At 69.7% G+C, this 12206-nt stretch carries 12 protein-coding genes and 3 pseudogenes; 6 read left to right on the forward strand and 9 right to left on the reverse strand.

The window, feature by feature from the left end; genetic code table 11:
• Window positions 1-105: 105 nt before the first annotated feature.
• On the reverse strand, window positions 106-342 hold the full coding sequence (locus KI385_RS24255; RefSeq protein ID WP_238574235.1) for a hypothetical protein: 237 nt from the start codon (window positions 340-342) through the stop codon (window positions 106-108).
• Between the two features lie 182 nt (window positions 343-524).
• On the opposite strand from KI385_RS24255, the pseudogene KI385_RS24260 reads away from it, so the two are divergent.
• A pseudogene (locus tag KI385_RS24260) lies at window positions 525-1804 on the forward strand (RNA-guided endonuclease InsQ/TnpB family protein); the annotation flags it as partial.
• 51 nt (window positions 1805-1855) lie between these two features.
• On the opposite strand, the gene KI385_RS24265 reads toward KI385_RS24260, so the two are convergent.
• Window positions 1856-2254: an ArsR/SmtB family transcription factor gene (locus KI385_RS24265; RefSeq protein ID WP_238574236.1), complete on the reverse strand. Its 399-nt coding sequence runs from the start codon at window positions 2252-2254 to the stop codon at window positions 1856-1858.
• Window positions 2255-2450: 196 nt separating this feature from the next.
• Between KI385_RS24265 and KI385_RS24270 the strand changes: the two genes are divergently transcribed.
• Window positions 2451-4718, forward strand: a complete 2268-nt coding sequence (locus KI385_RS24270) for an MMPL family transporter (protein ID WP_238574237.1) — start codon at window positions 2451-2453, stop codon at window positions 4716-4718.
• Here KI385_RS24270 and KI385_RS24275 read toward each other — a convergent pair.
• A pseudogene (locus KI385_RS24275) lies at window positions 4693-5532 on the reverse strand (alpha/beta fold hydrolase); the annotation flags it as partial. The gene KI385_RS24270 and the pseudogene KI385_RS24275 overlap by 26 nt on opposite strands.
• Before the next feature lie 12 nt (window positions 5533-5544).
• Complete coding sequence (locus tag KI385_RS24280; RefSeq protein ID WP_238574238.1) at window positions 5545-6246, reverse strand: NAD(P)-dependent oxidoreductase; 702 nt, start codon at window positions 6244-6246, stop codon at window positions 5545-5547.
• 99 nt (window positions 6247-6345) lie between these two features.
• On the opposite strand from KI385_RS24280, the gene KI385_RS24285 reads away from it, so the two are divergent.
• Entirely contained in the window at window positions 6346-7065 is a 720-nt protein-coding gene (locus KI385_RS24285; protein WP_238574239.1) for a TetR/AcrR family transcriptional regulator, read from the forward strand.
• 109 nt (window positions 7066-7174) lie between these two features.
• On the opposite strand, the pseudogene KI385_RS24290 reads toward KI385_RS24285, so the two are convergent.
• A pseudogene (locus tag KI385_RS24290) lies at window positions 7175-7375 on the reverse strand (alcohol dehydrogenase); the annotation flags it as partial.
• A 92-nt stretch (window positions 7376-7467) separates the two neighbouring features.
• Between KI385_RS24290 and KI385_RS44235 the strand changes: the two are divergent.
• Together KI385_RS44235 and KI385_RS24295 are read left to right on the forward strand one after the other, a co-directional pair.
• Window positions 7468-7593 (forward strand): hypothetical protein, encoded by a 126-nt coding sequence (locus KI385_RS44235; RefSeq protein WP_342593469.1) that lies wholly within the window; start codon window positions 7468-7470, stop codon window positions 7591-7593.
• Complete coding sequence (locus KI385_RS24295) at window positions 7581-7733, forward strand: MmyB family transcriptional regulator (RefSeq protein ID WP_238574240.1); 153 nt, start codon at window positions 7581-7583, stop codon at window positions 7731-7733. The genes KI385_RS44235 and KI385_RS24295 overlap by 13 nt, the downstream gene beginning before the upstream one ends.
• A gap of 91 nt (window positions 7734-7824) precedes the next feature.
• On the opposite strand, the gene KI385_RS24300 is transcribed toward KI385_RS24295, so the two are convergent.
• From KI385_RS24300 to KI385_RS24310, 3 genes are all read right to left on the reverse strand, one after another.
• Complete coding sequence (locus KI385_RS24300) at window positions 7825-8172, reverse strand: hypothetical protein (RefSeq protein WP_238574241.1); 348 nt, start codon at window positions 8170-8172, stop codon at window positions 7825-7827.
• A 225-nt stretch (window positions 8173-8397) separates the two neighbouring features.
• On the reverse strand, window positions 8398-8604 hold the full coding sequence (locus KI385_RS24305) for a ferredoxin (protein ID WP_238574242.1): 207 nt from the start codon (window positions 8602-8604) through the stop codon (window positions 8398-8400).
• 201 nt (window positions 8605-8805) lie between these two features.
• Entirely contained in the window at window positions 8806-10044 is a 1239-nt protein-coding gene (locus tag KI385_RS24310) for a cytochrome P450 (protein ID WP_238574243.1), read from the reverse strand.
• Window positions 10045-10376: 332 nt separating this feature from the next.
• Between KI385_RS24310 and KI385_RS24315 the strand changes: the two genes are divergently transcribed.
• Window positions 10377-10880 (forward strand): MarR family winged helix-turn-helix transcriptional regulator, encoded by a 504-nt coding sequence (locus tag KI385_RS24315; RefSeq protein ID WP_238574244.1) that lies wholly within the window; start codon window positions 10377-10379, stop codon window positions 10878-10880.
• A gap of 159 nt (window positions 10881-11039) precedes the next feature.
• On the opposite strand, the gene KI385_RS24320 is transcribed toward KI385_RS24315, so the two are convergent.
• Window positions 11040-12203 carry an SPFH domain-containing protein gene (locus KI385_RS24320; protein WP_238574245.1) on the reverse strand — a complete coding sequence of 388 codons (1164 nt, stop codon included), beginning with the start codon at window positions 12201-12203 and terminating at the stop codon, window positions 11040-11042.
• Between the last annotated feature and the right edge of the window lie 3 nt (window positions 12204-12206).

Raw genomic sequence — 12206 nt, forward strand, 5'->3', positions numbered from 1 at the left:
AATTTTTCGCGGGTGTCGTCGTACGGGTGCCGCCCCTTCCGCGGCACGAACCCGCAGGACCCGCAGCACCCGTGGGCCGCCGCCCGTCGCCCCTCCCGGCCCGCCTCAGCCCACGCTCTGCAGCAGCTTCTCCACGGCCTTGACCCGGTCGGTCAGCTCCGCCAACTGGGCCCCCGTTGCCTCCTGCTGGGCGGTGACCCGGTCCGCGAGCTTGTGGTACTCGGTCAGCGCCGCGGCGTCCGCGCGGTGCCGCTGCAACTTGAAGTACGACGTCACGATCGCCGTGATCGAGGAAAAGGCCATCAGGAGAATGGCTATCGGGATGATCGTGCTGCCGTTCATCGTGTCTCCTTCGTGGATATGCCCGGCTTTAGCCGGGTGAGGAAACGAGGCTCCTGCGTGTGTGGGGCAGGGAAAGCTGATTCGCCGTCAGGGTGGATCGGTGTCCACCCGCAACGGTGGCGAGGCGGTCCACATGGGCCAGGAGCTCTCAACTGTCAGTCCCTCCGGATAGGTTGCTGTTCATGGCGACGGAAGCGAAGACAGCGGCTGACGGGCACGCCCGGTTCGCCTACCGGCTTCGTGTGTCGTCCACGGCCCGCGCCGCACTCGAAGCGGAGTGGGACCGGTGCCGGTGGGTGTGGAACGAGTGTGTGGCCAAGTCCAAGCAGGTCGGTGCTTGGAACAAGATCCGTCCTGACGGGGCGGAGAAGCGTACGTGCGGTCCGGTGCAGCTCGCCGCGTTGCTGACCGAAGCCCGTGCCCGGATCCCGTGGCTGCGGGAGGGCGCATGTGTCCCCCAGCTGGGGGCACCTCCCAGCGGTAGCTGGGGGACAGTTGGTTCGAGACTTCGGCAAGTCCCGAGCGAAGGCGCTCAAGGACATCAAGGCCCGGTTGCCGATGCGGCAGCGGGCGGGGATGCCGAAGTACAAGAAGAAGCGCGAAGCGCTCCCCACCCTCGAATACACCAAGCGGGGTTTCCGTCTCAAGGATGGCCGCCTGCACCTCGCGGGCGGCACCGTGGTGAGGGTGGTGTGGTCGCGGGACCTGCCCAAGCCGCCGTCCTCGGTGCGTGTGTACCGCGACAGTGCCGGCGCCTGGTACGCCTCCTTCGTCGTCCCCGCCGTGCCCGAGGCCCTGCCCGCCACTGGACGTGTGATCGGGATCGACTGGGGCGTCAAGGAGACCGCGACCACCACCAGCGACGACCACGACCTTCCCCACCCGCAGCACGGGAAGAATGCCGCCCAGCGCCTCGCGAAGTACCAGCGGATGATGGCCCGCCGCAAACCCGCGAAGGGACAGGCCGCGTCGAAGGGCTACCGCGAAGCGAAGCGGCAGACCGCGAAACTCCCCAAGAAGGTGGCCCGGCAGCGTCAGGACACCGCCCGAATGGGGTCTCCCCTGCTCGAGCGGAGTTCGAGAGCTTGGGGAAGGGCTAAGCGCGTTGTCCGTGACCATGACGCTTTGGCAGTGGAGGACTTCAAGCCGAAGTTCCTTGCCAAGTCCTCGATGGCCCGCAAGGCCGCCGACGCCGCGATCGGCGCCACCAAGGCGGCGTTGGCCGAGATGGCCCGCAAGCACGGGCGGGCCGTGCACCTGGTACACCCCGCGCACACCACCATGGACTGCGCGCAGTGCGGAGCGAGAACCAAGCACGCACTACCTCTTTCCGAGAGAACCTATGCCTGCACCGCGTGCGGAGCCGTATCCCCCAGGGATAAGAACTCCGCCCGCGTGATGCTGGTCCGGGCTGGTCTTCAACCCGGCTAGTGCTGATCGTGTAAGACCTGTCGGCCCGCCGAGCCGCAGGCGACGTGAGCTAGGAATCCCCCTCGTTTACGAGGGGGAGGAGTCAAGTACGTGTCCCCTTAAGGTCGTTCGGCCCCTTCGCGGCGGGCGGTTCACCCGCGCCGCCCGCACCCCCGGCCGGTGCCGGCTCGTCCGGCCGTGCCGCCCCGGATCGGTCCTCCCGGAGGGCGGCCAGGACGGTGGCCACGTTCAGCTTCAGCTCGAACGGCGCGAGTTCGAAGTACTTCAGCGCCTTGCCGTCCTCGGACAGCTCCAGGCGGCCCACCACCAGACCGGCCTTCTCCAGGCGGTCCAGATGCATGTAGAGCAGCGGCCGGGACATCTCCAGCCGACGGGCCAACTCGCTGACGTACAGCCGGCCGTCGGCCAGCTCGGCGATCACCCGCAGCCGCTGTGCATGGCCCACGGCAGACAGCAGGGCCAGCAGCTCTTCGCTGTTCATGGCCCACCTTCTTGCCGTTCCGGACGCCTGTCAGCGGAGGTTTTCGCATGCCGCGACGGACTGTCAAGCAAGCCCGCCGCCCTCCGGCCACCACAATCTTACGGTTGACGCTTCGCTACGACACCTGTAAGTCTTCACTGACATGCGTACCAGTGGGGGGACGCGACATGACGTCGAAGGAGCTGGGCAAGTGAACATGGCTGTGCATCAACGGCCGTTGGGGAGCCGGGGGACGGGAGACCGGCCGGCAAAGAAGCGACCGCTCACCGTCCGGGTGGCGATCTGGAGCGCGCTGCATCCCTGGCGCGCACTGGCCGGATGGCTGGCGTTCGTGGTCCTGTGCCTGGGGGTGGGCATCTCGATGGGCACCCATCACGCCACCGCGCAGGACTACCGCGTCGGCGAGGCCGGCCGGGCCGAGAACCTGGCGGACGAGGGCCATCTGGGCCGTGCGCCGGTCGAACAGGTGCTGATCTCCGCGCGGTCCGGCCCGCTGGACGAAGCCGCCGCCGACGCGGCCGTACGGGACATCACCGCCCGGATGCGGAAGCTGCCGGAGGTGGCACGGGTCGCGCCCCCGCTCCGCTCGGCCGACGGCCGCTCGCTGCGGGTCGAGGTGACCATGAAGGGCGCGGAGGCGGACGGCAAGGAGCATGTGGCACCGCTCGCCGCCCAGACCGCGGCCGCCCAGCGCGGCCATCCCTCGCTACGGGTGGAGGAGACCGGCAGCCCGTCGATCAGCGTCGGCCTCGACACACAGCGCGACGAGGACCTGTCGTTCTCCGAAGCGATCGCCCTGCCCGTCACCCTGCTGACCCTGCTGGCCGTCTTCGGCTCCGCGCTGATGGTGGCGGTACCGCTGCTGCTGGCGCTGACCTCGATCGCGGCCGCCATCGGCCTGTCGATGGTGGTGTCGCACGTCCTGCCGGACGCCGGGGTGGGCACCAACGTCATCCTGCTGATCGGCATGGCCGTCGGCGTCGACTACACCCTCTTCTACCTCAAGCGGGAACGCGAGGAGCGGGCCCGCTCGGGCGGCCGGCTCGCGCCCGAGGCGCTGGTGGAGCTGGCCGCCGCCACCTCCGGCCGGGCGATCGCGGTCTCCGGCTTCGCGGTCGTCGTCTCCACCGCCACCCTCTACCTGGCCACCGACGTCGTCTTCTCCTCGCTCGCGACCAGCACGATCATCGTCGTACTGGCCGCGGTGCTCAGCTCGCTGACGGCGCTGCCCGCACTCCTGGTCAAGATCGCCCAGCGCACCGAACGCCGTGCGGTCCGCCGGCAGCAGCGCACGAGGCGCGCGAGGCGCGCGACGACCTCGCAGGACCGGACGGCCGGTACCGGGCGTATCTGGAGCGCGCTGCTCCGGCCGGCCGGCAAGCACCCGGCGGCCACCCTCTGTGTCTCCGTCCTTCTCCTCCTGGGCCTCGCGGCGCCCGCCCTCGGCATGCAGCTGCGGGTGCTCAACGAGGACAGCCACTCCCGCGAGATCCCCACGATGCAGAGCTACGACCGTCTCACCGCGGCCTTCCCCGATCTGCGCGTCGAGCATCAGATCGTGGTCCGCGCCACCGCCGCACAGGCGGCCGACGTGGCCTCGTCCCTGCGCCGGTTGAGTGCCCGGACGCACAACGACCCGCTCTTCACCAGGGGCGCGGCCCCGCACCTCCGCACGTCCCCGGACCACCGGACGACCACCCTGGAACTCTCCTCGCCGCACAAAGTCAGCTCGCCCGAGGCCATCGCCTCGCTCGACCGGCTCCGTACGGACTATCTGCCGGCCACCGTCGGCAAGGTCGCCGGCGCGGAGTTCGCGGTCACCGGCGATGTCGCGCACGACACCGACTACCTCGCCCACCAGGACGCCAAGTTGCCCGTGGTCGTCGGGGCGCTGCTCCTGCTGACCTTCCTCCTGACCACCCTGGTGTTCCGCTCCGTGGTCATCGGCCTGCTCGGCGTCGCGCTCAATCTGCTCTCCGTGGCCGCCTCCTTCGGCCTGGTCGTGATCTTCTTCCAACACGGCCTGGCGAGCACCCTGTTCGGCGTCGACCCGGCGGCGACCAACGCCATCGGCTCGCGGGTACCGCTGTTCCTGTTCGTGATCCTCTTCGGGCTGTCGATGGACTACCAGGTCTTTGTCGTCAGCCGTATTCGCGAGGCGGCGCTCGGCGGCGTACCCACCCGGCAGGCCGTGCTGCACGGCATCGGCGCCTCCGCCAAGGTCGTCACCAGCGCGGCAGCCGTCATGGTGACGGTCTTCGGCAGCTATATGTTCCTGCACCTCGCCGAGATGAAGCAGATCGGCTTCAGCCTGGCGGTGGCGGTCCTGCTGGACGCCTTCGTCATCCGCGCGCTGATCCTGCCGTCGGCCCTGACCCTTCTGGGCCGGGCGAGCTGGTGGCCGTCGCGCGCGGTGTGGCGGGCGCAGCGGGCGACGTCAGAAACGTCACCAGGTGTCGGTTGACCTCTTCGGCGTGGGTCCACAGCAGGCCGTGCGGGGCACCGTCGATCTCGACGTACCGGGCGTGCGGCAGCATCCTGCGCAGGGGGCGGGCCGAGGCGGCGACCGGTGTGATGCGGTCGGCGGTGCCGTGCAGGATCAGCGCCGGTACGTCGACGGCCGGCAGGTCGGGGCGGTAGTCGGTGAGCAGGGGCCGGATCGCCCCCTCGGTGGCCCGCCGCGACGCACTCCGCGCGGCTGCCCGGTGGGCCTGCACGTCCGCCTCGTCGATCCGGCTGCCGAGCGTCTCGTCCAGGTGGTACAGGTCCTCGAAGAAGGTGGTCAGAAAGGCCTCCCGGTCCTGTGCGAGGGTGGCGTGCGCCCGCTCGAACTCCGCACGGTCCACACCTTCCGGGTTGTCCGGGCCCTGGACCAGATACGGCAGCACGGGGGCGAGGAACGCGGCCTTGGCGATCCGGCCGGAGCCGTAGGTGCTCAGGTAGCGGGCGACTTCGCCGGTGCCCATGGAGAAGCCGACCAGCGCGGCGTCCGTCAGATCGAGTGCGGTGAGCACCGAGTGGAGGTCCGCGGCGAGGGTGTCGGCGTCGTGGCCGGAGTGGGGGTGGGCGGACCTGCCGTATCCGCGCCGGTCATAGGCGATGACGCGGAACCCGGCGTCGAGCAGTGCCCGGGTCTGCTGCCGCCATGAGCGTCCGTTCAGCAGATACCCATGAATCAGGACGACGGGCGCTCCGGACCCCTGGTCCTCGTAGTAGAGCTCGACGCCGGTGGTGTCGTCGCCGGCGTTACCGTCCTCACCTGCGCGGATGTACGGCAAGACGTACCCCTCTCAGTAGCCGATCGTGAAGCGCCGCTGGACGAACTGTGGCAGTTCGGCCTCGTCGACGAGGGCTACGGCGGCGTCCTCGATGGAGATCCGGCTGCGTCCGTCGGCGTCGAGCACCGGCTGGTCGCCGCCGATCCGGAAGCGGCCCGTCCGCTTGCCGGGGGCGATGTCCTCCGCCGGGCTGAAGTAGGTCCACAGCCGGTTGGAGGTGCGCAGGACGTTCAGGGCGTCCCGATGTCCGCGCACCGCTGCGGCGTACTCCCGCGGAAGGCCGAGCAGATCGAGGCTCTCGTGCAGATGCGCGTCGGAATCGGCGCGGACGAGTCCGGGCTCGATCTCCAGGCTGCCGGCGCCGCCGATCATGATGAGGCGGGTGCGGGGGCGGGTATCCAGCGCCTTCAGCAGCGCCCGCGCGGCGGTTGCGTAGACCGTCGGATCGGCGATCGAACGCCGGACGGTGTCCGCGATGTCCTTGGCGCCGTTGCCGGGCTGGAAGCCGCTGATCAGTACGTCCAGGCCGGGCAGGACGGCCGTGATGCTGTCCGCGTCGAGGACATCGACGCTCTTCCAGACGATGTCGTCCCGGTCCTCGCTGATGCGTGCGGCATCGCGGGTGAGGGCGGTGACCTGATGCCCGCGGCCGAGGGCTTCGGTGACGACGCGCCGGCCGATGCTCCCCGTGGCGCCGATGACTCCGATGTGCATGGCTCTCCCTTGCGTAGCGCCGTTTATGGCGTGCGGAAACTATACGGTGTGAAGTTTTCGCACGGCAATGCCTGAAAGTGACGCTGTAAAGTGGCCGCCGTGGGAGCTGAGGGAAAGACCAGGGGGCGCCGCGAACGGCTGCGCGCCGAGACGACGGCCGAAATCAAGCAGGTTGCGCTCGCGTTGATGTCCTCGGGCGGGCCGGGCGCGATCACCCTGCGGGCCATCGCCCGTGAGATGGGCATGACCGCCAACGCCATCTACGGCTACTTCCCCACCCGCGACGACCTCGTCACCACGCTCATCGCCGACGTGTACACCTCGCTCGCCGACACCGTGGAAGCCTCCTGGAACGCCGCCCCCGCCGAGGATCCGGTGGCCAGGATCCTGGCGTGGGCGGACGCCTTCCGGTCCTGGGCGCTGGCCAACCCCGAGGGATTCCGCCTCATTTACGGCGATCCCGTACCCGGCTACCAGGCGCCCGAGGGCGGCGCCGCTCCCGACGCCGCACACCGGGTGTGCACCGGCCTCGCGGGCCTCGCGGCGGACGCCTGGCCGCACGCCGAACCCCTCCACGCCGGCAGCGGCTTCCAGTGGTCGGACTTCGACGCCGGCCTCGTCGACAAGGTGCGCGCGGCCTTCCCCGACCTGCCGCCGGCCGCCGTGGCCCTCGCCCTGCGCATCTGGGGTCATCTGCACGGCCTGGTCTCACTGGAGATCTACGGCCATCTGCTCACCCAGACCCCTGCCCCGGAAAAGCTCTACCGCGAGGAACTGGCCCGTCTGATCCGCTCGTTGGGCCTCACGCCGGAGAGCTGACGCCCTGGCCCGGAGTTGGCAGCCGGAACCGGAACCGGAACCGGAACCGGAACCGGAAACGGAAACGGAAACGGGGGGCCGGGAGACCCGGAAAGGGGCGGTCCAGGGATCAGATCGTGGACGTATCGATCATGAAGCGGTAGCGCATATCGCTCGCCGGCACCCGCTCGTACGCCTCGTTGATCCGGTCCGCGCTGATCACCTCGATGTCCGCGGCCGGCCCGTGCTCACCGCAGAAGTCGAGCACCTCCTGCGTCTCGGGGATGCCGCCGAGCATCGAGCCGGCGAACGACTTGCGGTGCTGGATCAGGCCGACGGCGGCGACCTTCTTGCCGGGGCTGCGCGGGGAGGAGCCGGCGCAGCCGGCCGGGGTGAGCGTCGCGTACTACCTCCGTCCGGCATGTGTTCCTGGACCCCGCGGCCCGCGAGCTGTACGAGAACCGGGACGCCAAGGACGCCGATGTCGTCGGTTATCTACGACGCGACGCACGGGGCGCAATCCGGACGACCCCGAAATGGCCTCGCTGATCGGTCAACTCTCTCTCAAGAGCCCCGAGTTCCGGCAGCCGGGGGCCGCGCACGACGTCCAGGACAAGGGCTTCGGCGTCAAGGTCGTCAACCTTCCGCTGGTCGGCCGCCTCACCCTCCCCTCGCGTACGAGAGCCTGACGCTGCCCGCGGACCCCGACCGGCAGGTGATCACCTACCACGCCGAACCGGGGTCACTGTCGGCCGAGGCGCCGCGGCTGCCGGCGTCGGGTCAGGAGAAGACCACCGAGCGGAGCTTCAGCCGCTCGGAGGCGTGACCGTCGTGCGGGCGGAGGGTGAAGTAGTCGCCCGTGCAGCCGGCGCCCGTGAAGACCGTTGCGGTCGAGGAGGTGTAGTTCCTCGGGGAGTGAGCGGGTGGCAGCCACTCGCCTCCCACCTCGTGCAGGGTGACGCAGGTCTGGCTCGGCGGGTCCACCAGCGCGCCCATGTGCGGGGCGCCGTTCGAGTCGTTGTAGACGTAGGTGAAGGGGCCGGTGGCCGCGCCGGCCGGGGAGGCGGGCAGGGCCAGGGCGAGGGTGAGGGCGCCGAGGGCGGTGGTGACGGTGTGGCGAAGACGCATGAGATGTCCCTTCCGTTCCGTTCTGTGACTTCGTGCGGAAGGTGAGCTGCCCGTGCGCACGCCCGGTGATGTACGCCGTCACACGATGGGGTGTTGGCGAAACGATTCGTCGAGCGTTGTGCGAAGGCGGCGGAGGGCCGGGCAGGTGGGCCGGGCTGTCCCGGGCGCCTGTCCGACCCTGATCCGCCGAGCGCCGAGCGCCGAGCGCCGGACGCCGGGCGGTCCCTAGACCCGCTCGACCTGTTCCACCGAGATCGCGGCGGCGGGGCAGATGGCCGCCGCCTCATGCACCGCATCGTGCAACTCGGCCGGTGGCTCGGCGTCGAGCAGGACCACGATGCCGTCCTCCTCGCGCTGGTCGAACACCTCGGGCGCCGACAGCACACAGCTTCCGGCTCCGCAGCACTTCTCCTGGTCAATGTGAACGCGCATGGTTCTCCCCACGATGGGCGGCCCGGCTCCTGGAGGCCGGTGACGGACGGGTTGAAGAGGATGAGGGACGGGGTGAAGAGGGGCGGGAGGACGTGGGAGGGCGGGCACCGCCGGGGTGGCGGGAATGGCCGGGGTGGCGGGCACCTTCGGGGTGGCCGTTACGGAATGCGCCGCATTCGCCGCATTCGCCGCATGCGCCGCTCACCATGCGATCGGAAGCGCATACACCCCGTAAATCCCCATGTCATGGCGGAAGGGGACGTCCTCGAAGGGGATGTCGAGCCGCAGCTCGGGCAGCCGGCGCAGCAGCGTTTCAAGGGCGATCTGCAGCTCCACCCGGGCGAGCGGCTGGCCCAGGCATTGGTGGACGCCGAAGCCGAAGGCGACATGGCGGCGGGCGTCGCGGCCGACATCGAGCGTGTCGCCGCCGGGGAAGACGTCCTCGTCGCGGTTGGCGGTGTTGATGGTGCACAGCACGCCCTCGCCGGCGCGGATGGTGGCGCCGCCGAGGGCGATGTCCTCGGTGGCGATCCGCGGGAGGCCGTTGTGGACGATGGTCAGATAGCGCAGCAGCTCCTCGATGGCGCCCTTGATCAGCGAGGGGTCGTTGCGCAGCCGTGCCAGCTGCTCGGGGTTGCGCAGCAGGGTGAGCGTGGACAGCGCGGTCATGTTCGCGGTGGTCTCATGTCCGGCGACCAGTAACAGCCGCCCCATGGAGGCGATGTCGGCGGAGTCGAGTTCGCCGCGGGCGACCAGCCGGCTGACGATGCCGTCGTCCGGCCGCTGTCGCTTGGACTCGGCGAGCCGGATCAGATAGTCCTGCAGCTCGGCCGAGGAGGTGCGCACGTCCTCGGCCGCCGAACGGAGGCTGAGCAGGGTCCGGCTGCGCTCCTGGAAGAACTCATGGTCCTCGTACGGGACGCCGAGCAGCAGGCAGATCACCAGGGACGGCAGTGGAAGCGCGAATTCGGCGACCAGATCGGCCGAGGTGCGTCCGTCGGTCATCCGGTCGAGCAGCTCGTCGGCGATCCGCTGCACCTCGGGGCGCATCGCCTCCATCTTCTTCACCATGAAGTCGGCGGTGAGCATCCGGCGCAGCCGCGCATGGTCGGGATCGTCCTGGCGGATGAAGGTCGGGTTGCTGCCGACGATCTCCCGCGCGCCGGCGGTGAGGAAGGGGAATCCCGGGCGGGTGGCGTCGGCGCTGAACCGCGGGTCGCCGAGGACCTCGCGTACGTCCTGATGCCGGGTCACCAGCCAACAGGAGGAGCCGTCCCACAGCGTCGCGCGGGTGACCGGGTCCTCGCGGCGCGCCCGTTCGACGCCGGGTGCCGGATCGAAGGGGCAGCCGCCGGCCCGCGCGGCCGGTACGGCGAGGGCGGCGGGGCGCTCGGCCGTGCCGGTGTCGCGTTCCACATCGATACGTTCTGCAGTCGTCATTCGGCTGGTCCTTCCACGATCGGGACACGGCACTGCCGTGGTGAACGGTGCGGGTGGCGCCTCTCCTCGACGGGCATGCCAGGCATGACGGGCAGGGCAGTCATGAGAGCCATGGCAGTCATGGCAGTCATGACGGCCCTGGCAGGCTCGGTAGCCTAATTAGTTACCTAAGTTAAGCAACTAAGTCCTCGATACGCTAACTCACCCCGAGCGGGGGAGGGAAGGTGAGATCAAGGCGTGCGCGAGGTTGGCTCAAACCGGGCGGAGATCCGTGCGGAACCGGCGTACAGCAGCGCGGATCCCGGTTTCTCACGGGCCGCTAAAGTGCCTGCATGCCGGACCCCGCAAGAGACCAGGACCCCACCGCCGCACTGCAAAGAGTGCTGGCCACGCTGTCCTACCTGCTCACCCGCTCCCGGGCGCACGAACGCCAGGCGACCGCGGCGGGTGTCACGGCGGCGCGCTCCGACCTTTGGCTGCTGATGGCCCTGGACGACAGCGGAGGCATCAGCAGGGTCGGCGATCTGGCCGCTCTGCTGATGGTCGAACCCCCTCATGTCACGCGCCAGATCAGCCAGTTGGAATCCCAGGACCTGGTCGAACGCACTCCGGACTCGCTCGACCGCCGCGCCCGCAAAGTGGCGATCACCCCGCACGGCAAGGCCGTCCTCAACCGCCTTCAACACACCAGCCAGGCCGGCCTTCGCGAGGCCCTCAGCGGCTTCGACGACGCCGATATCGCCACCACCGTCGCCGTGCTCAACCATCTGGTGTCGCACGCCCGCCACAAGCATGCGGAGGAGGACCGGCTGCGGGGCGGGGGGCGTAAGGCCTGACCGGTGGAGCGGGTCGGGGCTGTCCCCAGGGTGTGTTCGGTGGAGCGGGGCGGGGCTGTCCCCAGGGTGTGTTCGGTGGAGCGGGTCGGGGCCCCGCCCTTGGAACGCGAAGGGGCGAGGGCCGTTGTCGCCCTCGCCCCGTCATGCTGTGCGGACCGGTTACTCGATCTCGACCCGGCCGCTGTGGCCCTGGTTCTTGGGGGCGCTGGTGCCGCCGTTCTTGTCGGCAGTGTTCTGGCCCTCGGGGGTGCCGAGATTGCGGCGGACCGAGTCAAGGATGGTCAGGCCCTGGCCGACCAGGCCGGCGGCGATCTCGCCGAGGCCGTCGGTGCCGTTGAGGACGTTGACATTGGCGTTGGCGAGGCCGGCGGAGGCCTCCTTGACGATCTGCGGGAGCTGGTCGATCAGCATCCGGTCCAGGGCCACCCGGTCGAAGGACGCGGCGGCCTCGGCCTGGATCTTCATCCGCTCGGCCTCGGCCAGGGCCAGCAGCCGGATGCGCTCGGCCTCCGCCTCGGCGGGCTTGACGACCTCGGCGACCAGTTCCTGCTGGCGCAACTGGGCCGCGCGCTCGGCGAGTTCGGTCTGTGCCGCGAGGACTTCCTGCTGTGCGTGGGCGTGCGCGAGCGGGCCGGCCTGGGCGGCACGGGCCTGGGCACGGTCCACCTCGGCGGTGTACTCGGCCTGGACGACGGCGGTCTGCCGGGTGTATTCGGCCTGATTACGCGCGGCCGCCTGCTGCGCCTCGACCGAGGCCTGGGTGGCCTGGGCCTGGGCGATCTGCGCCTGTCGCTGGATCGCCGCCTTGTGAGGGGCGGACATCGCCTCGATATAGCCGGTGTCGCCGTCGTCGATCGACTGGATCTGGAGGGAATCGACGGTCAGGCCGATCTTGGCCATTTCGGTCTTGGATGTCTCCAGGACCTCGGTGGCCAGCTTCTGCCGCTCGGTGACGATCTCCTCGACCGTCATCGAACCGATGATGGAGCGCAGATGACCGGCGAAGATACGGCCGGTCAGTACCGACATCTGTTCCTGGTCGGACAGGAAGCGCTGACCGGCGTTGACGACGCTCTCGGTGTCGTTGCCGACCTTGAACGCGATCACGGCGCGGACCGTGAGGGCGATGCCCTGCCTGGTCACGCACTTCTCGGCGACCTCGGCCTCACACATCGCCAGCGTCAGAAAGCGGACCTTGCGGAAGACCGGCAGCACGAACTTGCCGTGCCCGGTGACCACTCGGAATGGCGCGCCGCCCTGTCCACGCCTGCCTCCCGAGATCAGCATGGCTTGATCAGGGGCAGGAACGCGGTAACCGAACATCCT

The organism is Streptomyces inhibens, from assembly GCF_022221585.1.
Lineage (GTDB): Bacteria > Actinomycetota > Actinomycetes > Streptomycetales > Streptomycetaceae > Streptomyces > Streptomyces inhibens.

What these genes read in the sequence shown, in the direction of transcription:
- KI385_RS24255 (WP_238574235.1), bottom strand. Translation starts at nt 342, where the DNA reads ATGAACGGCAGCACGATCATCCCGATAGCCATTCTCCTGATGGCCTTT.
- KI385_RS24320 (WP_238574245.1), bottom strand. Translation starts at nt 12,203, where the DNA reads ATGTTCGGTTACCGCGTTCCTGCCCCTGATCAAGCCATGCTGATCTCG.
- KI385_RS24295 (WP_238574240.1), top strand. Translation starts at nt 7,581, where the DNA reads ATGGCCTCGCTGATCGGTCAACTCTCTCTCAAGAGCCCCGAGTTCCGG.
- KI385_RS24265 (WP_238574236.1), bottom strand. Translation starts at nt 2,254, where the DNA reads ATGAACAGCGAAGAGCTGCTGGCCCTGCTGTCTGCCGTGGGCCATGCA.
- KI385_RS24300 (WP_238574241.1), bottom strand. Translation starts at nt 8,172, where the DNA reads ATGCGTCTTCGCCACACCGTCACCACCGCCCTCGGCGCCCTCACCCTC.
- KI385_RS24270 (WP_238574237.1), top strand. Translation starts at nt 2,451, where the DNA reads ATGGCTGTGCATCAACGGCCGTTGGGGAGCCGGGGGACGGGAGACCGG.
- KI385_RS24305 (WP_238574242.1), bottom strand. Translation starts at nt 8,604, where the DNA reads ATGCGCGTTCACATTGACCAGGAGAAGTGCTGCGGAGCCGGAAGCTGT.
- KI385_RS24310 (WP_238574243.1), bottom strand. Translation starts at nt 10,044, where the DNA reads ATGACGACTGCAGAACGTATCGATGTGGAACGCGACACCGGCACGGCC.
- KI385_RS24280 (WP_238574238.1), bottom strand. Translation starts at nt 6,246, where the DNA reads ATGCACATCGGAGTCATCGGCGCCACGGGGAGCATCGGCCGGCGCGTC.
- KI385_RS24315 (WP_238574244.1), top strand. Translation starts at nt 10,377, where the DNA reads ATGCCGGACCCCGCAAGAGACCAGGACCCCACCGCCGCACTGCAAAGA.